This is a genomic window from Acinetobacter lwoffii (genome assembly GCF_024129685.1).
Classification (GTDB): Bacteria; Pseudomonadota; Gammaproteobacteria; order Pseudomonadales; family Moraxellaceae; genus Acinetobacter; species Acinetobacter lwoffii_X.
In genome coordinates this window covers 1-24,436 of record NZ_JAMXXL010000037.1, presented here as the reverse complement: position 1 = coordinate 24,436, position 24,436 = coordinate 1, and the positions used below count along the sequence as shown (strand labels likewise).

The window sequence follows — 24,436 nt, the reverse complement described above, 5'->3', positions numbered from 1 at the left end:
GTACGAGGCATAGCGAATAGTAAAATTGGGTTTGGCGATTTGATTTTACTACTTCGCTATTTTTTTAAGCTAAAAGTGTCAACACACCCTAATTAAGTATTAATAAATAAAACGACATAAAATTAATCTTTAGAAGATAAATAAATGCCTTCTATCGGGTTAAATGTAAACTATGTCACAAGTTTGTTAGGTTTTTTGTTAGCATAATTGCATAGTGTTACAAAGCAGCATAATAAAAATGAAAATATATGCTATCCCTGTTTTTGCCTTAATGATCAGTTTATTAGGATTTTGTGTCCATAAACAGTCAGAAATCAGAAAATATGAAAAGATCCGTCATGTCTTGAACGATGGACGTGATTCAAGCAAATTGCTGGAATCCAATCGGCATCGACATTAAGCAGGTTATATATCTTCCTCCCGCCAATTGGGCTGGATTAGTAAAATTAAAAACATAATAAATATAATAAAATTTTTTAAATATTCACCTGGAATATATTAATTTCTAATAAAGTGTAAAATCAAATAAGCAATAAGAAATCAATGTGTTATAATTTGCCAACGATCAGGATGAAGCAGAATTCATCTTGTTAAGCATTTGATTTAAATCGAGAAAATAAAGCTGCATAAAGGTTATGCAGCTTTTTTGTTTAGATTTTTTTTGGGTTTTTATAGCATAGCCCTGGGGCTGTAAGCTGTTCCAACATTTTAACCCGTCAAATGGCTATGCTGGCATATTCGTTGCTAACACATCCTTAAAATTGATGAATTTTTTTATAAAATTTCATTTATTTGACGGCTTGCTTAAAGCATAAAGTTTACTCAATAGGGGCTAGGTCATGACGACTCCTAATCCATCTTCAGAAAGTATGCTTGAACGTCTGTTTAAACTGAGTGAAAACAAAACCAGTTTCCGTACAGAAGTTCTTGCCGGTGTGACAACATTCTTAACGATGTGTTACATCATTATTGTCAATCCGATGATTTTGTCCGAAACGGGGATGGATCATGGGGCTGTCTTTGTAGCAACCTGTCTTGCAGCCGCGATTGGCTGTTTAGTCATGGGCTTGATTGCAAATTATCCAATTGCACTTGCACCAGGCATGGGCTTAAATGCCTTCTTTACCTATTCCGTCTGTTTGGGAATGGGTGTGCCTTGGCAAACAGCACTCGGGGCTGTGTTTATCTCCGGTCTTGTGTTTATTGCGATCAGCATGTTCAAAATCCGTGAAGCCATTGTCAATGCGATTCCAATGTCGCTGAAACTGGCCATCGGTGGTGGTATTGGCTTATTCCTTGCGCTGATTGCTTTGAAAAATGCCGGCCTGATTGTGGATAATCCTGCTACGTTGGTAGGTTTGGGCGATTTAAAACAACCATCGGTTTTGCTTGCATTATTTGGTTTCCTTCTGGTTGTTGTGATGCATCACTTTAAAGTGCGTGGTGCGATCATCATCAGTATTTTGGTGTTAACCGGTATTTCAGCAGCATTGGGTCTGAGTGAATTTAAAGGTGTGGTTGGCGCAGTGCCATCGATTGCACCAACATTTATGCAAATGAGCTTTGAAGGTCTGTTCACTGCCAGTTTAATTGGCGTGATTTTTGTCTTCTTCCTGGTCGATTTATTCGACTCAACCGGTACGCTTGTAGGTGTTTCACACCGTGCAGGCTTGTTGAAAGATGGCAAACTGCCGCGTTTGAAAAAAGCACTTTTTGCGGACTCTTCTGCAATTGTTGCAGGTGCAGCGCTGGGTACATCTTCAACTACGCCATACATTGAATCTTCTGCGGGCGTAGCAGCCGGTGGCCGTACAGGTCTAACTGCTGTTGTAGTCGGTATCCTGTTTGTTGCCTGTTTGTTCCTTGCACCATTGGCACAGTCTGTACCAAGCTTTGCAACAGCACCAGCGCTGTTATTTGTCGGTGTCTTAATGATTCAAGGTATCGTGCATATTGACTGGGAAGATATTACAGAAGCAGTTCCTGCATTTTTAACCATTGTATTTATGCCATTTACCTATTCAATTGCTGATGGTATTGCGATGGGCTTCATCAGCTATGCACTGATCAAATTGTTAACCGGTAAGGCATCAACTGTACCGTATATGGTCTGGATTATTGCAGTACTATGGACGCTTAAATTCGCACTATTTGGCGGCTAATTTTTCTAGATTTGGAAAGGGTGTAAACTCAGTTTGCACCCTTTTTTTATTATTTTAGGTTTCATGAGGAGAAGCGATGAACCGTCTTGAGTTGATTCGAGCTTTGCCAAAGGCCGAGCTTCATGTTCATATTGAGGGCACTTTTGAGCCTGAGCTAATGTTTGCGATCGCTCAGCGTAATAAAATTGCCATCCCGTATAAATCTGTTGAAGAAGTTAAACAGGCCTATAACTTTCATAATCTTCAGTCGTTCCTGGATATTTATTATGCCGGCGCTGCTGTATTAATTCATGAACAGGATTTTTATGATCTGGCGTGGGCGTATTTTGAAAAATGTGCTGAAGACCGGGTCGTGCATACTGAAATGTTCTTTGATCCACAAACCCATACCGATCGTGGTGTTGCTTTTTCAACCGTGATCAACGGCTTGCAAAAAGCCTGTGATGATGCCAAAACTAAACTTGGTATCAGTTCACATCTGATTATGTGTTTCTTGCGTCATTTAAGTGAAGATGCTGCATTTGCAACACTGGAACAGGCCTTACCTTATAAAGACCAGATTATTGCGGTCGGTCTGGATTCAAGTGAAGTCGGGCATCCACCTTCAAAGTTTGAACGTGTCTTTGCTAAAGCGCGTGAAGCAGGTTTCTTGGTTGTAGCACATGCAGGTGAGGAAGGTCCGGCAGCTTATGTCTGGGAAGCTTTAGATTTACTGAAAGTGAATCGTATTGATCATGGGGTTCGTTCGGAAGAAGATCCGGAGTTAATGCAGCGCCTGATCGCAGAAAAGATGCCACTGACAGTTTGCCCATTGTCAAACCTGAAACTCTGCGTCGTGGATGATATGCAGCAGCATAATATCCGTCGCCTCTTGCAACAAGGCGTGCACGTTACAGTCAATTCAGATGATCCATCTTATTTTGGTGGTTATATGAATGACAATTTTATTGCCATTGCTGAAGCACTGGATTTAAGCAATGAGGAACTCAAGCAGTTGGCCATTAACTCATTTGAAGCCTCTTTTATTACCGATACTGAAAAAGAGCAATGGATCAACCAGATCCGTGCCCTGGTTTAAGTTTTTAGATAACAGGCAGAGTACGCTCTGCCTTTGTTTTTATAGATGGATATGAAATTGAAAAATATAATTCTGCTCATCAGTAGCGTGTTGATATCTGCTTGCTCAAATGCGGATATGACTTTGACACAGCGTACTTTAAAACCCGTGATTGAATACCAATGTGCAAAAGAATTGAAAGCATCTAAATTCTGGACTGCCTCGACCTATTTTATGCAGGACAAAAATAAAGCTGAACTTGAACAGAATGTCTGTTCATGTGTAGGTGAGCATGCACTCAAGGATATTCCGGCAAGCACTTTACTGAAAGCGACTCTGGATGAAGAAGTAAAGTCAAAACTCACGCAACAGGCTATTGCAAACAGTCTGAAAGGCTGCATGACCGAGTTCTTAAAATAAAATCAGCTTTGCAATGAAAGCTGATTGAGTGTGGTTTTGCAGATTATTTTTTAGAAGATTCGGATTGTCGGGTCATGCTGTTGAGTACATGATCTTTATCGATAAAATGATGTTTCAGTGCTGCGAAAATATGTCCAACTAAAAGTAAGCCAACTGCCCAGGAAAGCCAGATATGCAGGGGTTTTACGATCGCGGTTACAGCCGGATTTTCTGCAATCAGTGCCGGCAGGTTAAATAAATATAGCACTGGTGCTGGATAGCCCAGACTCCAGCTATATAAACAGCCGGTGACAGGTAGAGCAATCAGCATAAAATACAAAGCCAGATGACCTGCATGTGCCAAAGTTTTCATCCGGGATGACATAGTGTCCGGTAGTTCAGGGGCAGGATGGGTATAACGCCAGAAAATTCGCACAACCAGTAGGAAAATAATGGTGGTGGCGATATTTTTATGCAGGGTGATGACATCGCCTTTAAAGCTGCCATCGACCTCATAACTTAAAAAATTCCCACTATAAAAACCAATCAGCCAGGCCGCAATAAAGATAACTGCCATGATCCAGTGCAACCATTGTGCCGTGCGCGTGTAATATTGTACTTTTTCCATGTGATTTTCGATTGCCCTCAAAGATGGATGCACCTTAGCAAAGGGCGAATCAGCCCAGCAATTCCAAATCTGCAACGCTATGGTGGCTTTCATGCAACATCCATTGAAATGGCTGGGTGCAGATTAAACATTCAGGATGATTTATAGATTTCTTATTCAGGTGAATTTCGGCACAATAGCGTCACGCTTCATATATGAATAAACAAGGAACAGATCTGTGAAAAAATTATTGGCTGCACTTGCTCCGCTTACTTTGGTTTTATCGGCTTGTGCAACAACAGGCAGCCCTGAAACGCAAACCACGACTCAACAGCTGGGTGGGGCTGCGCTTAAAATCGCGATCAATGCAAAATGTACGACTGAGCTGAATAATATTCCAGCATGGCAAACAGCTACACGTCTAATGACTACGACCCAAAAGCAGAATATCCAGACTGAAATTTGTGGCTGTGTCAGCGAAAAAGCACCCCAAAGCGTAACAGCGGTAGATTTGGCGACTGCAGCGATTGACCCGGCAGCACGTGCGACGATTGTCGGCAATGTGGTTGCAAAAACCATTAACGCTTGTGTAGCTGAAGCTGTAAACTAAGCCAAGATTAAATTGAAATAGGCTGACTGGTTCAGCCTATTTTTTATGGAAAAATAGACATGAAGATTGCTGGTGTAGATGAAGCAGGGCGTGGGCCATTAGTGGGTTCGGTGGTCGCTGCGGCAGTTATTTTGGATCCGAACAACCCGATTGAGGGTTTAAATGATTCTAAAAAACTCACTGAAAAGAAGCGTGAAAAACTTTTTATCGAGATTCAGGAAAAAGCGCTGGCATGGGCCATTGCTGAGGCTTCTGCGGCAGAGATTGATGAACATAATATTTTGCAAGCTTCTTTGCTGGCCATGCGCCGTGCTGTAGAAGCTTTGCCAGTTCAGCCTGAGCATGTATTGGTCGATGGCAACAAGATTCCACAGGGCCTTGCTATGAGCTGTGATGCCGTGGTGGGTGGTGATGCACTGCATGCTGAAATTTCAGCAGCCAGTATTCTGGCGAAAGTAACCCGTGACCATCAGATGATCGAGATGGACCAGAAGCATCCGCAATTTGGCTTTGCCAAGCACAAGGGTTATCCGACCAAGGCACATTTTGAAGCGATTGCCTTACATGGCGTGATTGATGAGCATCGTCGCAGTTTTGGGCCGGTAAAAAAGGTGATTGCAGCATTACAGCAGGGTGCAGAACTTTAAGTTTTATTTTAAATTATCTAAGTATTTAATATTTTTGTATAAAATTTAGACAAATTTAAAGCGGCTCAAAAGCCGCTTTATTCTTCGCACAAACATTAACGATTAAAGTTATTTTGTGTCTGGCTGTCATCTTCATAAGAAGGTTGGTAATCTTGATCGATATGTTGAAGATGTTCATGCATTGCACGTTCATGCTGGATACGCTGGTAAATCTCTTCACGGTGCACAGAGACTTCTTTCGGAGCATTTACCCCGATACGAACCTGGTTACCTTTTACACCAAGCACAGTCACACTGACTTGATCACCAATCATTAAAGTTTCCCCGACGCGTCGAGTCAGAATCAGCATGTTTTTCTCCTTGCAAAATGCAAAACCTGCAATCTATTGAATGTAAAACAAAAAGCACAACCAAAAATTACAAAATAAGATCTGGATAGAAATTCTGTCATCTGGGTGAAAGATTTTAATCTATCTCAGCTGGTTAAAAATCCTCAGGCTTAATATAACAGAGCCACTATAAAAAAAACTATAGTGGCTCTGCATTTTTGTAGACTTTTATAAAATACTGTCAAACAATGACAATATTCTGTCTTAACGCTTAAGCACGTGCGCTAGATTCGCCTTGTTCACGGTCTAAACCGAATGCGGTATGCAATGAACGAACCGCAAGTTCAAGATAATTTTCTTCAATGATCACAGAAATCTTGATTTCAGACGTCGAGATCATCAGGATGTTGATGCCTTCGTCTGCCAAAGCTGTGAACATTTTGCTTGCCACGCCGGCATGTGAACGCATGCCTACACCTACAATTGATACTTTTACGATATCTGAACGGGTCGCAACTTCACGCGCACCAATTTCTTGAGCAGTTGCTTCAAGAATGGCTTTGGCTTTATTTAATTCGCCACGGTTCACAGTAAAAGTGAAATCAGTTGTACCATCTTCTTCAACGTTCTGGATAATCATATCCACTTCAACATTGGCATCACCAATCGGGCACAAAATTTTAGAAGCAATACCCGGTTCGTCAGGCACACCTAAAATAGTTAATTTTGCTTCGTCACGGTTAAATGCGATACCGGAGATAATTGGCTGTTCCATGTTGTCTTCCAATTCAGTCGTAATAAGTGTACCAACGTTTTGCTTAAACTCTTCGTCGAATGCGCCATCGTTGTCATTGTCGAAGCTTGATAATACGCGTAAAGGCACCTGGTATTTACCAGCAAATTCAACTGAACGAATTTGCAGGACTTTAGAACCGAGTGACGCCATCTCAAGCATTTCTTCAAATGAAATACGATCAACTTTTTTTGCTTTTGGTGCAACACGTGGATCGGTGGTATATACACCGTCAACGTCGGTATAAATCTGGCATTCATCTGCTTTGAGTGCGGCAGCAATTGCAACACCTGAAGTATCAGAACCGCCACGCCCTAAAGTGGTGGTATTGCCATGTTCATCAAAACCCTGGAAACCGGCAACGACAAGTACGCGGCCTGCATCCAGATTTGAGTTCAGGACTTCAGTATCAATGGATTCGATACGTGCCTTATTGAATGAGCTGTCGGTTTTCATGCCAACCTGGCGACCTGTTAGTGATTTTGCTTCAACTCCAATTGAGTTCAGCGCCATTGCTAACATAGAAATCGTAACCTGTTCACCCGTAGATACCATTTGGTCTAGTTCACGTGGGTCAGGGGTTTCGGTAATGGCCTTCGCTAAAGCAAGTAGACGATTGGTTTCGCCACTCATTGCTGATACCACTACCACTACCTTGTGGCCGTGGTCATGCCAGCGCTTTACACGACGAGCAACATTTAAAATGCGCTCGGGAGTACCCATAGAGGTACCGCCATATTTTTGAACGATTAATGCCATAGTTGTTCCATATAAGCCATGACCCTGATGTACCTATCAGGGTCAGTTACACAAAATTGAAGTTTTATTTTGCTGCAAGCCAGGCAGTTAAATCTGCCATCACTGGAGCAAACTTCTCGTTAAGTGGCGCGCCACCTTGTGCCAAGTCAGGTTTACCACCACCTTTACCACCTAGCTCAGTCGCTAAATGTTTGATGATGTCACCTGCTTTAATAGAAGCAGTAAAGTCTTTTGCCACAGATGCGATCAAGCTCACCTTGTCACCCTCTACACCTGCAAGAACAATCACTGCATTTTCTAATTTTGATTTCACACCGTCGTGCAGGTTGCGAAGTGCTTTCGCATCCATGTTTTCAACAGTTGTAATCAAGGTTGCACGACCTGCAATGCTTTGAACTTGGCTTAGAAGTTCACCGGCTTGCAGGCTAGCAAGTTTTTGATTGAGTTGTTCGATCTGTTTCTGCAAGCTCGATGCAGTATCAACCAACGCTTCAACTTTTTCTAAAGTCTGGTCTTTTTGTGCTTTGAGCAAACCGTTAATCGTATTGATATCGCGATCGGCTTTTTGCGCAACTTCAACTGCTTTAGTGCCTGTTACTGCTTCAATACGACGTACACCGGCTGCCACACCACCTTCAGAGGTGATTTTGAACAGACCGATATCACCGGTACGTTTTACGTGAATACCACCGCAAAGTTCGATTGAAAAGTTTTTCTCTTCAATCACTGAACCCATAGACAGTACACGTACTTCGTCACCGTATTTCTCGCCAAACAGCATCATCGCGCCTTTAGCTTTCGCAGACTCGATATCCAGAAGTTCAGTAGACACCGCAGTATTGGCAATCACTTCAGCATTGACCAAACGTTCAATTTCTTGCAGCTGTTCAAAGCTTACAGGTTGGTCATTGGCAAAGTCAAAACGTAACACATCAGATGCAACCAATGAACCTTTTTGCTGTACATGTGAACCTAAAATTTGACGTAACGCAGCATGTAGCAGGTGAGTCGCAGAGTGGTTGCGCGCAGTTGCTGCACGAATATCTGCTTTTACTGTTGCTTCTACATTTTGAGTAACTTTCAAGTTACCCATCGTCACGATACCTTGGTGTACAAATGCGCCACCAGATTTTTTGGTATCTTGAACTTCGAAAATACCAGTATCGTTTTTAAAGATACCTGTATCACCGATTTGACCGCCGCTTTCTGCGTAGAAAGGTGTTTGGTTGAGTACGATCAGTGCTTCATCGCCTTCAAACACTTCATCAACTTGCTCGCCATCTTTGTAGATTGCGATGATTTGACCTTGACCCGCAGTTGCATCGTAACCTTCAAACTGAGTTTCACCTTCGACTTTCACAATAGAATTATAGTCGATTGCGAATTTGCCTGCATCACGTGCGCGTTGACGCTGTGCAGCCATTTCAGTTTCGAAACCAGCTTCATCAATGGTTAAGTCACGTTCACGTGCGATGTCAGCAGTCAAGTCAGTCGGGAAACCGTAAGTATCGTAAAGTTTAAATACTACTTCGCCCGGAATTACAGAACCTTTTAACTGCGCCAATTCGCCTTCAAGCAATTTCAGACCTTGCTCAAGTGTTTTAGCAAATTGCTCTTCTTCTTTCAGAAGTTGCGCTTCGATACGTGCCTGGTTGGCTGCAAGTTCAGGATATGCTGCACCCATCACTTCAATCAGTGGCTTCAACATTTTGTGGAAGAACGAACCAGTCGCACCTAGTTTGTTACCGTGACGTACTGCACGACGAATGATACGACGCAATACATAGCCACGACCTTCGTTCGATGGGTTTACGCCATCAGCAATCAGGAAGCAGCATGAACGTGCATGGTCAGCAACAACTTTAAGTGAAGCAGGGTATTCAACTGGTTTGTTTTCTGCTTGTGCTTTTGCTTCAAGTTCAGACGTATCTAAACCAATAATTTCAGCAGCAGCTTTTAGCAAGTGCTGGAACAGGTCGATTTCGTAGTTTGAGTTAACGTGCTGAAGAACAGCTGAAATACGCTCCAAGCCCATACCTGTATCCACAGAAGGTGCTGGAAGAGGGTGTAATACGCCATCCGCAGTACGATTGAACTGCATGAATACGTTGTTCCAGATTTCAATGAAACGGTCGCCATCTTCTTCAGGAGAACCCGGTAGGCCACCCCAGATGTGATCGCCATGGTCAAAGAAGATTTCAGAACATGGACCGCAAGGACCGGTGTCGCCCATCGCCCAGAAGTTGTCTGATGCGTATTGACCGCCTTTGTTGTCACCAATACGAATAATGCGAGAAGCGTCTAGACCAATTTCCTTGTTCCAGATGTCAAAGGCTTCGTCATCGGTGTGGTAAACGGTTGCATAGAGTTTATCTTTAGGAAGACCAAGCCATTCTTCGTTAGTCAAAAAGTCCCAAGCAAATTTGATCGCATCACGTTTGAAGTAATCACCAAAGGAGAAGTTACCCAACATTTCAAAGAAAGTGTGGTGACGTGCTGTATAACCTACATTGTCCAAGTCGTTGTGCTTACCACCTGCGCGCACGCATTTTTGTGATGACACTGCACGTACATAATCGCGTTTTTCTAGACCTAAGAAGCAATCTTTAAACTGGTTCATACCAGCATTGGTGAACAGCAAAGTTGGGTCATTGGCAGGTACTAGAGAACTCGACGCGACACGTGTATGCCCTTGCGATTCAAAGTAACGCAAAAATGCTTCACGAATTTCAGCTGATGTCATAAAACGAGTACTCACAACCAAGTCACTCCATAATTTCCGATTTGGCTAAAACACCACAGTCTGACAAGCATATAAGAGCTCTGCTGCAATGCGGGGCTTAAAAATTTAAAACGCCAAATTATAACGGAAAAAGCAGTATGCACCAATCATTTTAAAACCAATTGCTAAGGATTTATTTACTCAGGTTTTTTGCTGAATAATTAAATTGAATTTTCCCACAGTAGAATTCGTCTATATCCATCTCTTTAAAAAATAAACGGAATTTTAAATGACCCAGATACAGACAGATGGATCAGAAATAAAATAATCGAAAATCAGTATTTTCACTGAAGTTTTTTAATGTACGGCGCCAGAAATCCTTTAACATAGAAGAGTTTTAAAATAGGCATATAAAAGGTCGAGTCATGCAACGAGTGGCAATCAATGGATTTGGGCGTATTGGACGGAATGTACTGCGTGCATGGTTTGAAAACCCGAAAGATTTTAATTTTGAAATCGTTGCCATTAACGATATTGCCGATGTTGAAACCCTGATTCACCTGTTTAAATATGACTCGACCCATGGCCGTTTTCCGGGGCAGGTGGATCTCAGCTATGATACTGAACATATCTATATGCATATCAGCTATCAAGATGCTGCATTAAAAGTACAGGTTTTGTGTGAGTCGCAGCCGGCTAAGTTGCCTTGGCAAAACTTGGCGGTAGATGTAGTGCTTGAATGTACTGGACTGTTCCGTTCTCGTGAAGCCGCGACCCAGCATATTGGAGCAGGGGCGAAACGTGTGATTATCGGCGCAGCACCTTTTGATACGGTCGATGCCGCGATTGTCTATGGTGTCAATCATCATGAAGTCAAAGCATCGGACCAGATCATTTCCAGTGTTTCTTGTACTACGCAGGCTTTGGTGCCACTGGTCAAAATTATTGATGATGCATTTGGCATCAGTAGCGCCCTGATGACCGAAATCCATTCTGTTACGGCGGATCAGTCGGTACTGGATCATGCACATCGTGATTTGCGACGTGCACGTGCCTCGGGCCATAACATCATTCCGACCACTTCGAGCGCACTCGGTGCCTTAAAGCGTGTCATGCCAAAAATGGAAGATCGTATTGATGGTTATTCGATTCGGGTGCCAACCATTAATGTGGCCGCGATTGATTTGACCTTTGTCTCCCAGTCGCCGATTACCGATCACAAGTTAAATGAAGTTCTGATTAAGGCTGCCCGGCAGGATTTTGCCGAAATTATGTCGGTAACGGACGAGCCCTTGGTATCGAGTGATTTTAATCATTCCCCGTATTCACTGATTGTTGATTTGACCCAGACTCTGGTGGTCGGGCATCAAGCTAAGGTTTTTGCCTGGTACGATAACGAGTGGGGCTATGCCAACCGTCTACTGGATTTATGTGAATCATTTTATTAAGTTCGGGTTATCTAAACCTCAAAAGCACCAAGACACGGTGCTTTTTTCTTGCCTGTAAATATTCTGCAAGCCATGTTTTAAGAGAATTTGCCGGTAATTGATCGAAAATCAGGAATTGAGGCTGAATTATTTACGTTATCTGAAGCATTTTTCGTTAAGATAAAGACAATAAAATGAAATAAGAGCAAGCACATGATGGTGGTTTGGGGATTTATTATATTGCTGACTTTGGCGGTGATTTTTCTGATCTGGCTGCAGTTTAATCAGAATGATGAACCACGTAGCGTGGAAGGCGTGCCAGTCGAAGAAAAAATCGTGCATCTGGAAGAAAATTTGAAAAAGACCCTGGAAATTATGCAGGATCTAGCCAAAAAAATGCATGTGCAGCAGGAAGTGCTGGATCAGACCACAGCCAAACTTCAGCAGGTCGAATTGCAAAATGCCGAGCTGGTCAGTTTGTTGACCAAAGTGGTCGATCCACAAAAATAAAAAAAACCCCTTTAGAGATCATTTAAAGGGGTTTTTTTGAGCATTAGACGATTAAAACTCTTAAAACTGCGGCAGAAACCATACTGATGGCGACCGTTGGTAATAATCCAAAACGCGTAGCGGCGAACAGCGTTAAAGCCAAGGCAATCAGGTCTGCAGGATTGTCGCGTACAAAATAGGGTGCAATTACTGAAATCAGGACACAGCCGGGGACTACTTCCAGAATTTTACGCTGGCGCTGTGTCAGCGTTTTATTTTTTAATAAGACATAGCCCAAGAGCCGGGTTAAATAGGTGGTCACAGCAATCAGGATAATGGCCACCAAGGTATTTATCTGGATCATGCTTGATCCTCTTGAATCAGGAAAAATGCCGAAGTGATTCCAGACAAGGCGCCAATCGGCACATACCAGCCCGCAGGTAAATATAAATAAGCCAAAGCCGCACAGACTAAACTGACCAGCCATGGCCGGGCAGCCTCAAAACCTTTCCACATACTTCTTAGTAACACCAGAAATACAGCAGGAAAGGCCATATCGAAACCAAAACGGTTGATATCGCCTAATACAGGTCCAAGCATGGCGCCGAGTGTGGTAAATCCGACCCACATCAAGTATAGGCAAAAACACAGGCCAGCATAATAAGGCATGCTAAACGCAGCACGATAACCCAGTTGCGCCTGTTTCCTTTGTGCATCAGCCAGACCGAGCGCCCAGCTCTCATCGACCATAAAAAACAGCGCCGGAAAAACTTTACGATTCGGAAGATGCTTTAAATACGGAACCAAACTGGCGCCCATCAACAGATGCCGGCTATTTACCAGAAAGGTAATGAACATCAGCATGAGTAAATTTGGCGGACTGCTCCAGACTTCAAGAATGGCAAATTCAGAACCGCCGGCAAAATTCAAACCTGTCAGTAATGGCACTTCGAGCAAGCTGAAATTTTTCTGTCCCGCCGTCGCACCCAGTACTAATGCAAAGGGGATAATCCCTAAAAGCATGGGAATAGAATCTTTCATGCCACGTTGAAATTCACTGAAATCGGTAGGGGCAACTATTGCTGCGGTGCTTTGTCTGAACAAAAGCATGGAAATGACCTGGGTACTGCAAAACTAGACCATATTTTATGGCGATATTCAGGCTATTTGCTGTTGTAGTGAAAGAGATTTGAGTTTTATTTGAAATTAAATTGCGCTAAATTAAATTTAAGGGGTTTTAAATGCCAAGGCATAGACATGGATCAAATAGATAAACGCATTTTGCATGAGCTGCAAAAGAATGGAAAACTGCAAAATAATGAACTGGCTCAATTAATTGGCTTGTCACCGTCACCCTGTTTAAGACGGGTAAAACAGCTGGAAGATGATGGCGTGATTGAGCAATATGTCGCACTGCTGAATCCACAAAAGGTCAATTTGGCGATGAGCGTGTTTGCACGCGTCTGGCTCAAGTCTCAAGAAGCTGCTGTGGTCGATCAATTTGTCGAAGCGATCAAGGAAATGCCAGAAGTCGTCGAGTGCCAGTTAATGGCAGGCGATTGTGATTTCTTTTTAAGAATTGTGGTGGCTGATCTGGATGCCTATCGTAAATTTCAGATTCATCATTTAACCCAAATTCCCTGCATTCAAAGTGTAAAAACTGAAATTCCATTGCAAACGGTTAAAAGCACGACTGCATTGCCTTTGGTTTAATGCCGGATTTTGTCATGCTATTTGTTTTAAATGTGCATTAAAACGCTGATAGTTGACACAATTGTTGTTGATTTCATCAGGTAGCGAAAATTATAAAATTTGCGATGCACAGCCAAAACTATCGTGCTAGACTAGGAGAAATCGGGTGTGCTCCCGATTTTTTTATGCGGATTCGTTCCGCGCTGACAAGAATTTAGGTTTACAACATGCCCATTTCAGAGACATGGTTATTACCTGATGGTGTAGCTGATGTATTACCAGAACAAGCGCAAGTTATTGAAAGTCTGCGCCGTAAATCACTGGATTTCCTTGCATCTCGAGGTTATCAGCTGGTGTACACGCCATTCATTGAATACATCGAATCTCTATCTTCTCTCTCAGAATCGAATCAAGATTTAGACTTAGCCACTTTTAAAGTCATCGATCAGCTTTCTGGTCGTTTGCTTGGTGTGCGTGCCGATATGACACCACAAGTGGCTCGTATTGATGCGCATGTACATCCAGTGGAAGGTGTAGCACGTTACTGCTATGCAGGAACAGTTCTGCATACCAAGCCTCGCGGTTTTAACACTTCGCGTGCGCCACTACAGTTAGGTGCGGAGCTATTTGGTTCAGACAGCATCGATGCCGATGTAGAAATGGTCGACTTGATGATCAGTCTGATTCAGGAAACAGGTCTGGCAGATGGTATTCATCTGGACTTAGGTCATGTGGGTTTATTCCGCAGTCTGGTGGCTCAAGCCGGCTTAAACAAAGTCGCTGAACAGCAATTATCTGATTTATACCAGCGTAAGGCTTTGCCAGAATTAGAAGAATTCACGGCAGACCTGAAATTTGGTCAGGATTTCTATGCACTTGGACGCTATGCCAGCGACCTGGATGCATTACAAGCGCATTTAAGTGCTGAAGTGTTGGCAAATCCAGCATTTACGCAGGCTTTTAATGTCTTGCAAACCACCAAAGACGAAGTTCAAACCCGTTGGCCAAACTTGAGTATTGGTATTGATGTGGTTGAATTACGTTCATACCATTATCATACTGGCCTAATGTATGCAGTCTATGCACCGAACCGTGCAGCTGCACTGGCACAAGGTGGCCGTTATGATGGCATTGGTGAACATTTTGGCCGTGCCCGTCCGGCAACCGGTTTCTCTTGTGACTTATATGCTTTAAGCGCAGGTCAGTTTGATGCGGTACAGGTCGTGGTTGCACCTAAAGGCACTGATGCAGAACTTCTGAATGCGATTCAGAACATTCGTGCACAAGGCTTAAGTGTAATTCAGTTACTGGGTAATGATGATTTAAACTCGATTCCATATGCGACGCACCAGCTGGTGAATGCGAATGGTGAGTGGACAGTCAAAACGATTTAACTGCTTGGCTCAGTGTTCATGTCGCTGAGCGGGGCTTTCAACTTTAACAGCATGATGTAATGAGGCTATTATGGGCAAGAATGTTGTGGTACTTGGTACCCAATGGGGCGACGAAGGTAAAGGTAAAATCGTCGACCTGCTCACAGATCAAGCGGCAGCGGTAGTTCGTTATCAAGGCGGACATAACGCAGGTCACACTCTTGTGGTTGGTGGTAAGAAAACTGTCTTACACCTCATTCCATCAGGTATTTTACGTGAAAACGTATTGTGCTTAATTGGTAACGGTGTTGTTCTTTCTCCTGAAGCGCTCATCAAAGAGATGGACATTCTTGAAAAAGAAGGCGTTCCTGTTAAAGAACGTTTACGCATTTCTCCAAACTGTCCATTGATTCTTCCGAACCACATCGCACTTGACCAAGCGCGTGAGAAAAAACGTGGTAATGCGAAGATTGGTACGACAGGTCGTGGTATCGGTCCTGCATACGAAGACAAAGTAGCGCGTCGCGCAGTACGTGTTGCTGATCTGGTACGTGGTGGTGAACATCTTATTGCTCAGTTAACTGAACTTCTGGACTACCATAACTTCCAGCTGACTGAATACTACGGTGTTGAAGCAGTTAAACTGGAAGACGTGCTGGCACTTTGCGACGAATGGCGTAAAGTTGTTGCGCCACTGGTTGTGGACGTGACCACTGAATTGCACAACTACCGTAAAAACGGTGACAACATCATGTTCGAAGGCGCGCAAGGTTCACTTCTTGACGTTGACCACGGTACATATCCGTATGTAACGTCTTCGAATACAACTGCTGGTGGCGTAAGCTCTGGTTCAGGTCTGGGTCCTTTGCACCTTGACTATGTATTGGGTATTACTAAAGCGTACACAACGCGTGTAGGTGCAGGTCCATTCCCAACTGAGTTGGTGTATGACGCTGCAAATGACACAGGTGATGCGATTGGTAAACACCTCGGTACGATTGGTAATGAATTTGGTGCCTCTACTGGCCGTCAACGTCGTTGTGGCTGGTTCGATGCTGAAATCCTACGCCGTTCAGTTGATGTAAACTCACTTTCTGGTATTTGCCTGACTAAACTTGACGTTCTTGACGGTTTAGAAGAAGTGAAAATCTGTGTGGGTTATGAAGCTGCAGATTCTGGTTGTGTCGGTTCTTCTGATGCGCTTGCATTTGAAACATTGAAACCAATCTACGAAACTATGCCAGGCTGGTCTGAGTCAACTTTCGGTGCGAAATCACTGGATCAATTGCCAGAAGCTGCATTGAACTATGTAAAACGTCTTGAGCAATTGATTGAATGTCCAATCGACATCATTTCAACAGGTCCAGACCGTGAAGAAACGATTGTTCTTCGCCACCCGTTTGATGCTTAATCTTTATTAGATTAAAGCTTGAATGATGAAAACCCATCTCCGGATGGGTTTTTTTATATGCTGAATTTATGCAGCTATTTCAAGACTAAAGTTGCATCGGTAATACCACGTGATGTGCTTTAACATAGCGGTATATAAAGAAAGAAAAATGAGCAGCAGGATGCAAAAAAATATATCGGCGACCATGTTTTATTCATTGTTATTCGCGATGGGCGGGGCGCCAACAATTGCCATGATGATTATTCGTGCGCAAACCCAAAATCCTGAGGTGATTTATGCGGCACTGATTGGTCTGAGTGTCATTATTGCCTGTGTTTTAGTGCCTATTATTTTATTGCAAAATGCTTTTTTATATTTCAAACGTAAAGATGAAATACTTGAACAGAAAATAAAACCACTGAGTCAGATTTATTTGGGTCTCAATATTATTTGTCTGATTTATTGGTTGGCGATACAGTATTTGGGTTAAAAATTACATAATTTATAAGAAGATGAATGAATTAAGCGTTTAGCTGCTGCGCGCTTTCACTTATAATTTTTACAATGTAAATTGCCCTTGAGCCAAGGCGGAGTAAATTATAATGAAGAATAAACTTTTATTGAGTATGGCGGCTGCTACAGTCGTCACATTATCAGGTTGTACCACCATTGCCGATATGGCAGGGGCAGATACTGCGACCTTAAATGCATCTGCGAGCCAAAGCTATAATGCCATGGTCAATGATGCGCGCAATAAAGGCCAACTGGATACCAGTTCAGCGACCTATAAACGGATTAATAATGTATTTAACCGTTTGAAACCGGTTGCTAACCAGATGAATCAAACCGGTACGGCATTCCAGTGGCAATTGGCTGTGCTCAAATCTGACCAGGTTAACGCCTTTGTTGCGCCAGGTGGTAAGGTTGTATTCTATACGGGTATCGTGAATAAACTGAATCTGACCGATGCTGAAATTGCAGCGATTATGGGTCATGAAATGGTGCATGCTTTAGAAGAGCATTCTAAGCAGAAAATCGGTGCTCAGGCCCTGACTGATCTGGCCTTGGGTATTGGCTTAAATGCAGCAGGTGTGGGTCAAGGTGGCGCTGCAGCAGCACAATTGGGTAGTCAGATCGGTATTGGCTTGCCATACTCGCGTAATCTGGAAAGCCGTGCTGACCAAGGCGGTTTAATGCTGATGGCGCGCGCAGGTTATAACCCGAATGCAGCCATTACCCTGTGGGAAAAAATGAACAAACTCGGTGGCGGCAGTGGTGCAACCTTCCTGTCTACGCATCCATCGAATAGCCAGCGTATTGGGCAAATGCGTCAACAGTTGCCAGCAGCGATGCAGATTTATAACCAAAAAAAATAATCCACTGATCATCCAGTAAAAGCAGTAAAAGGAGATCTTGATCGGATTGAAAAGGCAGGGCAATGGCTCTGCTTTTTTTATAGCTAATTGGATGGTTAATATTCTGCGGGCTATTTTCAGGCAATAAAAAAGGCAAAGTCTGACTTTGCCTTTTTTCACTCAAGATCAGAAGATCTTAGTGCTGGTGACCGCCTACACCGTGTACGTGGCCGTGATCTAATTCTTCTTGAGAAGCTTCACGAACAGATACGATTTCAACTTCGAAAGTCAGGTCTTGACCAGCAAGTGGGAAGTTAGCATCAACAACAACATTGTCGCCTTCAACTGCTTTAACAGTTACGATTTGCACGCCGTCATCAGTTTGAGCTTGGAACTGCATGCCTGCTTGAATGTTGTCTACGCCTTGGAACATTTGCGCAGGAACTTCTTGAACTAGGTCAGGGTTGTATTCGCCATAACCTTCAGCAGCAGGAACATTTACAGTGAATTTTTCACCTACAGTTTTGCCTTCTAACGCATTTTCTAAACCTGGGATGATGTTACCTGCACCGTGCAAATAGGCAAGTGGTTCACCTTGAGATTGGTCGAGAGTTTCACCCTCTGCGTTAGTCAATGTGTAGTGGAAAGAAACCACGAGGTTATTTGCAATAGCAGTCATGTTAATTGATCCATTCAATTTTTTAAGAGTACATCATAAAGTGAAATTGCATTTTTGTAGACTAAAATTAGCAAAAAAACGCAATTTGACAATTTTGTTGACGATTTTTTCATTGGTTGGGCCAAATTCTGGAATTTCAATGCAATTTCAGCTTTGGAGAAATTTTTCGTGTAACAAAATCTTTTGCAGTCAGAATGCCGGCATGCGCATAACCATGAATAGTCGCCTGATGAATTCGGTATAAGGAAACGTACATTGACTTGGCAACAAAGCCTTGAACATTCACCTGACCGAGCAACTCGCCGACGGCTTTATTCTGACTTAAGGAAATCAGTGAACCTTTGTCAGAAAATTTAAACATCGGTAAATAGTTTTCTTCATTGATACGTGCTTTCAAGGCATTGGCCAGAAAATTGGCCTGTTGGCTAGCAACTTGTGCGCGTGGACCCAAGACCGGTTCATCTGCAGCAGGTTGGCAGTGTGCACAATCACCAAAAGCAAAAATGTCTGGATCAGATTTGGTTTGCAGGGTGGAGTAGACTTTCAACCGGTGAATATTGTCTTTTTCCATATCTTGCAGTTGTGCCAAGACTTCAGGTGCTTTGATGCCTGCAGCCCAGACTTTAATCTCGGCATCCAGACTTGAGCCATCTGCAAAATAAATCTTGTCTTCATCAACCTTGGCCACGCGGTGACTGGTCAAAACCTCAATGCCAAATTTTTCCAGCTGTTGCATGGTATGTTCGGCGACTTTCGGCGAGAGTGCAGTCAGAATACGATCCGCCGCTTCAATCAGGGTAATTTTGACTTTATTTGGATCGACCTTGTTTAAGCCATATTTAAAGAAATTGTGTTTGGCCTCCACCAACTCGGCAGCCAATTCTACTCCAGTCGCACCGGCGCCAATAATCGCGATATTCAGTTCACGGCTCGAAGCTTCATGTTGAGCATTCAAGTAGAGATGCAACAGATCCTGCTGAAAGATATCAGCTTGTGGACGGCTGTCGAGAAAATGACAGAACTGTTTGACGCCTTCGGTATTAAAGTCATTTGAGGTAGAACCCAAGGCCAGTACCAGGGTGTCATAGTCGATGCGCTGGTTCTTCTTGGCTTGGGCTTTTTTGGAGAAATATTCTGTTTCTACCACAATCTGTTTCGCTTCACGATCCAGACCGGTAAATGTCCCCAAGACAAATTCATAATGATGTGCGGCTGAATGGGCAAAATAATTGGTTTCTTCTTCATGTGGATTTAAGGTGCCTGCGGCAACTTCATGCAGCAGCGGTTTCCAGATGTGCGTCAGTTTTTGATCGACCAAAATAATCTGGGCTTTACCGCTTTTACCCAAGCTCTCACCCAGCTGAGTCGCCAGCTCCAGACCACCGGCACCACCACCCACAATCACGATTTTATGTGCTGTCATATATGATTAACCTATTTATTTTTTTAATAAAAATAAGAGAAATAGAGAGAAAATATACTATGGCATGCGCTAAAACGCGTCTTGATTAAAATTGTTATACAAATTACAAAACGTAGCAATTCTGTGAGAGCAGGTAAGTGTTGCTGCTTTAAGCAAGCAATGGGAGAGCGAGATTAATAGGAGGGAAATCTGCTAGAAGATCAGCGCAAAGATCTTCTAGCTTAAAGAAAAGTGACTTGAGATGTAGCGCTATTATCTATCTAAAGGATAAAGCTTTACGCTTGGCGTATTGTCTGAAAATAAACCGAATAAGCTTTGTAGCCAGCTAAAGAATTTCTGAAATAGATTGGCTTCTTCAATTTCGACATGATCTTCAATTTGAATGGTGCGAATCAACTGATTATTCTGATAAACCTGAATGGTCGCCAAAGGCATCATGGTCGCCAAAGGTGCAATGAGTTCAGACGCTTTCACTTCAACACTGATATGAGTCTGAGTTTCCTGTAATGGCTCGATACTTTTTAAAACGCCATCACCAGTATTCAGCATGACACGCTGATTTGTCTGGTCAAACTGATTCAGGTCAATACTGTAGCCCTGATCATATAAAGAAGTGGTAATAATCTGCGGTTGCTTGGTTTGCACCTTAAACATTTTTAAGGTGGATTTAATTACAGGCAACTCAGCCAGTAGCTGTTGATCTTTGATCGCTACTTCATTGCGAGTATAGGTATAAGCCAGATTCATCAGCTTATGTGATACTTCAGCGCGTTTTGCTGCACTTTTAGTACCCAGCACCACCACAATCAGACGGCGATTTGGCATTTCAAAATCTGCGGTGACGCGATTGGCGGTTAGTGCCAGATTATAGCCCGCTGCACGGGTAAAACCGGTTTTTAAACCATCTACTGTAGGATCGACCTGAAGCACACGGTTGGTCGCACGATGAAAATGCTGGTTATAAGTAAAGCTTGGCTGTTTGGAATAATACAGATAATCCGGGGTTTCATTCACCACCGCCATAGACAGTCTGGCCAAATCGGCGGCAGTCGAATAATGCTCAGGCATGGTAATACCGGCCGGATTCTGGAAATTGGTATGCTGCATGCCCAGCGCTTTGGCTTCCTGATTCATACGTTCAACAAACTGCGGAATACCACCCGAAATTTTCTCAGCCAGCGTGACTGCGGCATCATTAGCAGACATGATAATTAAGCCCGCCAGAAGCTGATCGACTGAAATCAGATCACCTTCTTTCAGGTACATCTGTGACTCATCCCACATCACGGTTTTAACCACAGAGGTCGCGGTTAACACTTCATTTTTATTTAATTTTCCGGCCTCAATTTCCTTTAAGGCAATATAAGCCACCATCATTTTGGTCAGCGAAGCCGGAGCACGCTGAACGTCGGCATTGTGCTCTGCAATGACTTGACCAGACTGTGAATCCAGAATGGTCCAGGCTTCAGCTTCAACGCTTTCAGGCACAATATTGAGTAGGGCAGCATGTGAAAATGCAGAAATAAATAAACTGAAAACCGCAATCAGTGAGATGATGTATTTCAATGGTGTTCCTTGATAACCCGCTGGGTGTTGAACGATTTAATTTTCACGCATGCTATGCCTTTTTTATACAGATAGCTAGTCGTAAATGTAGACAAATAAGACAGCTAAACCATACTGGCTTAAAAAATGCTAAGCTAAGCTATATCTCATTTATTTTAATTTTATATCGTTCATTATGTTGCATTATCAAATTGAATTTGACGATTATCGTCAGCATCTTATTCACGTGACTGTTCGTTTTCTTGCGGACCCGACACAAGTCCTGTCATTGCCGACTTGGATTCCGGGCAGCTATCTGATTCGAGAGTTTTCCAAGCACATTGAAGCGGTCAAAGCCTATGATGAAGATGGGCGCCAGTTACAGATCCAGAAATTTGAAAAAAATAAATGGCGTTTATTCAATACTGATCATGAACTGATTACAGTTGAATATGATGTCTATGCCTATGACCTGTCCGTTCGTGGTGCATATGTGGATCAAAATCGTCTCTACGTGAACCCGGCTTGTGCATGTCTGGGGCTGGAAGGTCAGGAAAATAAAGAAATTGAACTGGAAATCTTCCTGCCAGATGAATTAAAGCATTTTCAGCTGGCAAGCGGCATGCAGGCCAAAAGTCTGGTCAAAGGCCGTTTCACCCTGAAAGCCAAAAACTATGCCGAATTGATTGATGCGCCATTTGAGCTAGCAGAACAAACCCGTTTCAGTTTTGAAGCAAATGGCATTCCGCATGAATTTGTGGTGTCCGGTAAACATGCCATGAATGCCGCGCGTATGCAGCAAGATATTGAAAAAATCTGTGCTACAGAAATTTCCATGTTTGGTTCAGCGCCGTTTACAGACTATACCTTTATGACCATGGCAACCGGCAATAGCTATGGCGGTCTGGAGCATCCAAATTCTACCAGCCTGATTTCACCACGTGATGACTTGCCGAAAGCCAATGAGCCAGAAGAGCCATCTAAAGATTATCAGCGTTTCTTGGGCTTATGTAGCCATGAATATTTCCATTCATGGTTGGTGAAATTCATTCGCCCTGAAAACTTCGTCAATTATGATTTAAACAGAGAAGGCTATACTTCTTTGTTGTGGATCTTTGAAGGTTTCACCTCGTATTATGACGATTTGATCTTGCTACGCAGCGGCGTGATTAATCAGGAATCATATATTACTTTGTTAAAAGCACAGATTGACCGCTATTTGCAAAATCCGGGACGTGCGATTCAGTCAGTCTCTGAATCCAGTTTTGATGCCTGGGTGAAATTCTATCGTCAGGATGAAAACTCGAATAATGCGGGTACCAGCTATTATAACAAAGGCTGTTTAGTTGCATTGTGCCTGGATTTGGGTCTGCGTTTACGTGGTTCAAGTCTGGATGCTTTAATGCGCCGTTTGTATGAAAATGCCCAGAAGGGTGTTCAGGTGCATGAACGGACGATCTTTGAATTATGTAAAGAGCTGACAGGAGATGATTGGTCAGAACAGATTAATCACTTGATCAATACCACAGATGAATTGCCGCTGGATCAACTCTTCCCTGAATTTGGTATGGCTTATAGCCTGAAAAATGACAAGTCTTTGCCATTCGGTTTAAAACTGGCAGATAAGCCGGAAGGTGTGCTGGTTCAATCTGCGCGTCGTGAGGGTGCTGCTGTACTCGCTGGCCTTTCTGCCAATGATGTCATCATTGCAATTGATGGTTTAAAGGCAACGACTAAGCTTGTTGAAAGCTATGCAAAACAGCAAGGTACTTTTACAGTGTATGCATTCCGTCGTGATGAGTTGATGACCTTCGAGGTTCAAGCTGCGGGTTCTGAACTGACCGAAGTTGAACTGAAAGTGGAAGATCCGGCTAAAGTCGAGAAATGGCTTAAAGCTTAAAGCTTCACTTGTTCGTCATTTAAAAAAACCGGTGCATAGTCACCGGTTTTTTATTGCATTAAATTTTGAGAAAAAATTATTTAATGATCAGTCGTGATGTGCCACGGAATTCTGCCACAATTTGATTATGTTGATTCATCACCTGAATATCATAAATGCCACTACGGCCACTGCTGGCTTTGTGTTCAGCTACAGCAGTCAGTGTGTCGCCAAGCAAGCCCGGTTTTAAATAATGAATACCGCAATGTTGACCAACTGCCGGATGTTCACCGGTATTGCAGGCAATTGCAAAAGCTGCATCTGCCAGTGCGAAAATCACGGCACCGTTACAGGTCTGATGACCCTGTAAATGCTGTTCAGTCACCTTTAATTCGATCTTTGCATAATTGTGGTTATAAGAAACCAGATGAGCACCAAGATGCTGAATTAACCGGTCCTGATTAAACATCTGGCTGACTTGCTGATCCATTACAAAACTCCTTTTAAGATACGTTTTATTTTAAATTATTAAATATATGAATCATAAATAGCATTAGATAGTCAGAATGACAAGAGGGCAGAGTCAGAAATCTTGTTTGCACACATAAGAAAAAGCAGGTAAAACCCATATTTAGGAATGGCTTTTTTATTATTAGAAGATGAATCAGAAAAGTTTAAATTGTGGCATTGGAATTACAGTTGTATGGCTAGCTGTAATTTTTCTATTTTGGTTTTTTGGTGATTTGAAAAATCCAACATCTTTAAATGAATTAGGTGATTTTCTTGCAGGTATAGTTGCACCTATCGCTTTCTTATGGCTGATTTTAGGCTATGTGCAGCAAGGTAAGCAGCTAGAGCAAAATACAAAAGCATTAGAACAACAGGAAAGAGCATTACAGCTCCAAATCCAGGAAATGAAAGAAAGTGTTGAATATCAAAAACAACTTGGTGAAATTCAGAAAATTCAATTACAAGAAGTACAAAAAACATTAGAACCACGTTTTCTTATATTAGATCTCTTGCGAAAGTAAAAAATTGTTTATACTAGCCCCATGAAATATGAAAATTTAACTCGATTTAATGATGGGGAATTTAAACG

At 42.7% G+C, this 24,436-nt stretch carries 23 protein-coding genes and 1 pseudogene; 14 read left to right on the top strand and 10 right to left on the bottom strand.

Annotated features, from left to right (window positions below; all coding sequences use genetic code 11):
* Positions 1-839: 839 nt before the first annotated feature.
* The 3 genes from NI464_RS13960 to NI464_RS13950 all read left to right on the top strand — a co-directional run bounded on the left by NI464_RS13960 (position 840) and on the right by NI464_RS13950 (position 3,639).
* Positions 840-2,162: an NCS2 family permease gene (locus NI464_RS13960; protein ID WP_004645563.1), complete on the top strand. Its 1,323-nt coding sequence runs from the start codon at positions 840-842 to the stop codon at positions 2,160-2,162.
* 76 nt (positions 2,163-2,238) lie between these two features.
* Complete coding sequence (locus tag NI464_RS13955; RefSeq protein ID WP_004731590.1) at positions 2,239-3,240, top strand: adenosine deaminase; 1,002 nt, start codon at positions 2,239-2,241, stop codon at positions 3,238-3,240.
* A 45-nt stretch (positions 3,241-3,285) separates the two neighbouring features.
* Positions 3,286-3,639 carry a hypothetical protein gene (locus NI464_RS13950; RefSeq protein ID WP_004645560.1) on the top strand — a complete coding sequence of 118 codons (354 nt, stop codon included), beginning with the start codon at positions 3,286-3,288 and terminating at the stop codon, positions 3,637-3,639.
* Positions 3,640-3,682: 43 nt separating this feature from the next.
* Here NI464_RS13950 and NI464_RS13945 read toward each other — a convergent pair whose 3' ends face one another.
* A complete protein-coding gene (locus tag NI464_RS13945) occupies positions 3,683-4,246 on the bottom strand; it encodes a cytochrome b (protein ID WP_253139142.1) in 564 nt (187 codons plus the stop codon).
* Between the two features lie 217 nt (positions 4,247-4,463).
* Here NI464_RS13945 and NI464_RS13940 point away from each other — a divergent pair, with 217 nt between their 5' ends.
* A complete protein-coding gene (locus NI464_RS13940; RefSeq protein WP_004278974.1) occupies positions 4,464-4,835 on the top strand; it encodes a hypothetical protein in 372 nt (123 codons plus the stop codon).
* Positions 4,836-4,894: 59 nt separating this feature from the next.
* Positions 4,895-5,482 (top strand): ribonuclease HII, encoded by a 588-nt coding sequence (rnhB, locus tag NI464_RS13935; RefSeq protein ID WP_004278973.1) that lies wholly within the window; start codon positions 4,895-4,897, stop codon positions 5,480-5,482.
* Positions 5,483-5,577: 95 nt separating this feature from the next.
* Here the strand turns inward: rnhB and csrA are convergent, their stop codons facing one another.
* The 3 genes from csrA to alaS form a co-directional block, all read right to left on the bottom strand.
* Positions 5,578-5,832, bottom strand: a complete 255-nt coding sequence (gene csrA / locus NI464_RS13930) for a carbon storage regulator CsrA (protein ID WP_004278972.1) — start codon at positions 5,830-5,832, stop codon at positions 5,578-5,580.
* A gap of 250 nt (positions 5,833-6,082) precedes the next feature.
* Entirely contained in the window at positions 6,083-7,363 is a 1,281-nt protein-coding gene (locus NI464_RS13925; protein ID WP_004278971.1) for an aspartate kinase, read from the bottom strand.
* Between the two features lie 64 nt (positions 7,364-7,427).
* On the bottom strand, positions 7,428-10,121 hold the full coding sequence (gene alaS, locus NI464_RS13920) for an alanine--tRNA ligase (protein ID WP_253139139.1): 2,694 nt from the start codon (positions 10,119-10,121) through the stop codon (positions 7,428-7,430).
* Between the two features lie 389 nt (positions 10,122-10,510).
* Here alaS and NI464_RS13915 point away from each other — a divergent pair, with 389 nt between their 5' ends.
* A complete protein-coding gene (locus NI464_RS13915; RefSeq protein ID WP_253139136.1) occupies positions 10,511-11,533 on the top strand; it encodes a type I glyceraldehyde-3-phosphate dehydrogenase in 1,023 nt (340 codons plus the stop codon).
* A 192-nt stretch (positions 11,534-11,725) separates the two neighbouring features.
* Entirely contained in the window at positions 11,726-12,022 is a 297-nt protein-coding gene (locus tag NI464_RS13910; protein ID WP_004645555.1) for a hypothetical protein, read from the top strand.
* A gap of 43 nt (positions 12,023-12,065) precedes the next feature.
* On the opposite strand, the gene NI464_RS13905 is transcribed toward NI464_RS13910, so the two are convergent.
* Positions 12,066-12,365: an AzlD family protein gene (locus NI464_RS13905; protein ID WP_253139133.1), complete on the bottom strand. Its 300-nt coding sequence runs from the start codon at positions 12,363-12,365 to the stop codon at positions 12,066-12,068.
* On the bottom strand, positions 12,362-13,111 hold the full coding sequence (locus NI464_RS13900; RefSeq protein WP_253139131.1) for an AzlC family ABC transporter permease: 750 nt from the start codon (positions 13,109-13,111) through the stop codon (positions 12,362-12,364). Before NI464_RS13900 ends, NI464_RS13905 begins: the two co-directional genes overlap by 4 nt.
* 147 nt (positions 13,112-13,258) lie before the next feature.
* Between NI464_RS13900 and NI464_RS13895 the strand changes: the two genes are divergently transcribed.
* The 5 genes from NI464_RS13895 (at position 13,259) to NI464_RS13875 (ending at position 17,832) form a co-directional block, all read left to right on the top strand.
* Positions 13,259-13,714, top strand: coding sequence for an Lrp/AsnC family transcriptional regulator (locus tag NI464_RS13895; protein ID WP_004645552.1), 456 nt, complete (start codon positions 13,259-13,261; stop codon positions 13,712-13,714).
* A 206-nt stretch (positions 13,715-13,920) separates the two neighbouring features.
* Positions 13,921-15,087: an ATP phosphoribosyltransferase regulatory subunit gene (locus NI464_RS13890; protein ID WP_004278964.1), complete on the top strand. Its 1,167-nt coding sequence runs from the start codon at positions 13,921-13,923 to the stop codon at positions 15,085-15,087.
* Positions 15,088-15,157: 70 nt separating this feature from the next.
* Positions 15,158-16,477 carry an adenylosuccinate synthase gene (locus NI464_RS13885; RefSeq protein ID WP_253139128.1) on the top strand — a complete coding sequence of 440 codons (1,320 nt, stop codon included), beginning with the start codon at positions 15,158-15,160 and terminating at the stop codon, positions 16,475-16,477.
* A gap of 160 nt (positions 16,478-16,637) precedes the next feature.
* On the top strand, positions 16,638-16,946 hold the full coding sequence (locus NI464_RS13880) for a hypothetical protein (protein WP_005106509.1): 309 nt from the start codon (positions 16,638-16,640) through the stop codon (positions 16,944-16,946).
* Between the two features lie 112 nt (positions 16,947-17,058).
* The gene (locus NI464_RS13875; RefSeq protein ID WP_005106510.1) at positions 17,059-17,832 is read left to right on the top strand and encodes a M48 family metallopeptidase; all 774 of its coding nucleotides are present in this window, start codon (positions 17,059-17,061) and stop codon (positions 17,830-17,832) included.
* 175 nt (positions 17,833-18,007) lie between these two features.
* Here the strand turns inward: NI464_RS13875 and slyD are convergent, their stop codons facing one another.
* The 3 genes from slyD to NI464_RS13860 all read right to left on the bottom strand — a co-directional run bounded on the left by slyD (position 18,008) and on the right by NI464_RS13860 (position 21,479).
* Positions 18,008-18,490 (bottom strand): peptidylprolyl isomerase, encoded by a 483-nt coding sequence (slyD, locus tag NI464_RS13870; protein ID WP_004278960.1) that lies wholly within the window; start codon positions 18,488-18,490, stop codon positions 18,008-18,010.
* Between the two features lie 136 nt (positions 18,491-18,626).
* Positions 18,627-19,913, bottom strand: a complete 1,287-nt coding sequence (locus NI464_RS13865) for an NAD(P)/FAD-dependent oxidoreductase (RefSeq protein WP_180086951.1) — start codon at positions 19,911-19,913, stop codon at positions 18,627-18,629.
* A gap of 252 nt (positions 19,914-20,165) precedes the next feature.
* Positions 20,166-21,479, bottom strand: a complete 1,314-nt coding sequence (locus NI464_RS13860; protein ID WP_253139125.1) for a D-alanyl-D-alanine carboxypeptidase PBP6B — start codon at positions 21,477-21,479, stop codon at positions 20,166-20,168.
* A 175-nt stretch (positions 21,480-21,654) separates the two neighbouring features.
* Between NI464_RS13860 and NI464_RS13855 the strand changes: the two genes are divergently transcribed.
* Positions 21,655-23,358: a M61 family metallopeptidase gene (locus NI464_RS13855; protein ID WP_253139123.1), complete on the top strand. Its 1,704-nt coding sequence runs from the start codon at positions 21,655-21,657 to the stop codon at positions 23,356-23,358.
* Positions 23,359-23,434: 76 nt separating this feature from the next.
* Here the strand turns inward: NI464_RS13855 and paaI are convergent, their stop codons facing one another.
* Positions 23,435-23,827: a hydroxyphenylacetyl-CoA thioesterase PaaI gene (gene paaI, locus NI464_RS13850; protein ID WP_004645544.1), complete on the bottom strand. Its 393-nt coding sequence runs from the start codon at positions 23,825-23,827 to the stop codon at positions 23,435-23,437.
* 169 nt (positions 23,828-23,996) lie between these two features.
* On the opposite strand from paaI, the pseudogene NI464_RS13845 reads away from it, so the two are divergent.
* Positions 23,997-24,347 (top strand): annotated as a pseudogene (locus NI464_RS13845) (hypothetical protein); the annotation flags it as partial.
* Positions 24,348-24,436: the final 89 nt, after the last annotated feature.

Bases quoted from the DNA above. Each gene is read 5' to 3' on its own strand.
- NI464_RS13960 (WP_004645563.1), top strand. From the start codon at position 840: ATGACGACTCCTAATCCATCTTCAGAAAGTATGCTTGAACGTCTGTTT.
- NI464_RS13955 (WP_004731590.1), top strand. From the start codon at position 2,239: ATGAACCGTCTTGAGTTGATTCGAGCTTTGCCAAAGGCCGAGCTTCAT.
- NI464_RS13950 (WP_004645560.1), top strand. From the start codon at position 3,286: ATGGATATGAAATTGAAAAATATAATTCTGCTCATCAGTAGCGTGTTG.
- NI464_RS13945 (WP_253139142.1), bottom strand. From the start codon at position 4,246: ATGGAAAAAGTACAATATTACACGCGCACGGCACAATGGTTGCACTGG.
- rnhB (WP_004278973.1), top strand. From the start codon at position 4,895: ATGAAGATTGCTGGTGTAGATGAAGCAGGGCGTGGGCCATTAGTGGGT.
- csrA (WP_004278972.1), bottom strand. From the start codon at position 5,832: ATGCTGATTCTGACTCGACGCGTCGGGGAAACTTTAATGATTGGTGAT.
- NI464_RS13925 (WP_004278971.1), bottom strand. From the start codon at position 7,363: ATGGCATTAATCGTTCAAAAATATGGCGGTACCTCTATGGGTACTCCC.
- NI464_RS13915 (WP_253139136.1), top strand. From the start codon at position 10,511: ATGCAACGAGTGGCAATCAATGGATTTGGGCGTATTGGACGGAATGTA.
- NI464_RS13910 (WP_004645555.1), top strand. From the start codon at position 11,726: ATGATGGTGGTTTGGGGATTTATTATATTGCTGACTTTGGCGGTGATT.
- NI464_RS13905 (WP_253139133.1), bottom strand. From the start codon at position 12,365: ATGATCCAGATAAATACCTTGGTGGCCATTATCCTGATTGCTGTGACC.
- NI464_RS13900 (WP_253139131.1), bottom strand. From the start codon at position 13,111: ATGCTTTTGTTCAGACAAAGCACCGCAGCAATAGTTGCCCCTACCGAT.
- NI464_RS13895 (WP_004645552.1), top strand. From the start codon at position 13,259: ATGGATCAAATAGATAAACGCATTTTGCATGAGCTGCAAAAGAATGGA.
- NI464_RS13890 (WP_004278964.1), top strand. From the start codon at position 13,921: ATGCCCATTTCAGAGACATGGTTATTACCTGATGGTGTAGCTGATGTA.
- NI464_RS13885 (WP_253139128.1), top strand. From the start codon at position 15,158: ATGGGCAAGAATGTTGTGGTACTTGGTACCCAATGGGGCGACGAAGGT.
- NI464_RS13880 (WP_005106509.1), top strand. From the start codon at position 16,638: ATGCAAAAAAATATATCGGCGACCATGTTTTATTCATTGTTATTCGCG.
- NI464_RS13875 (WP_005106510.1), top strand. From the start codon at position 17,059: ATGAAGAATAAACTTTTATTGAGTATGGCGGCTGCTACAGTCGTCACA.
- slyD (WP_004278960.1), bottom strand. From the start codon at position 18,490: ATGACTGCTATTGCAAATAACCTCGTGGTTTCTTTCCACTACACATTG.
- NI464_RS13865 (WP_180086951.1), bottom strand. From the start codon at position 19,913: ATGACAGCACATAAAATCGTGATTGTGGGTGGTGGTGCCGGTGGTCTG.
- NI464_RS13855 (WP_253139123.1), top strand. From the start codon at position 21,655: ATGTTGCATTATCAAATTGAATTTGACGATTATCGTCAGCATCTTATT.
- paaI (WP_004645544.1), bottom strand. From the start codon at position 23,827: ATGGATCAGCAAGTCAGCCAGATGTTTAATCAGGACCGGTTAATTCAG.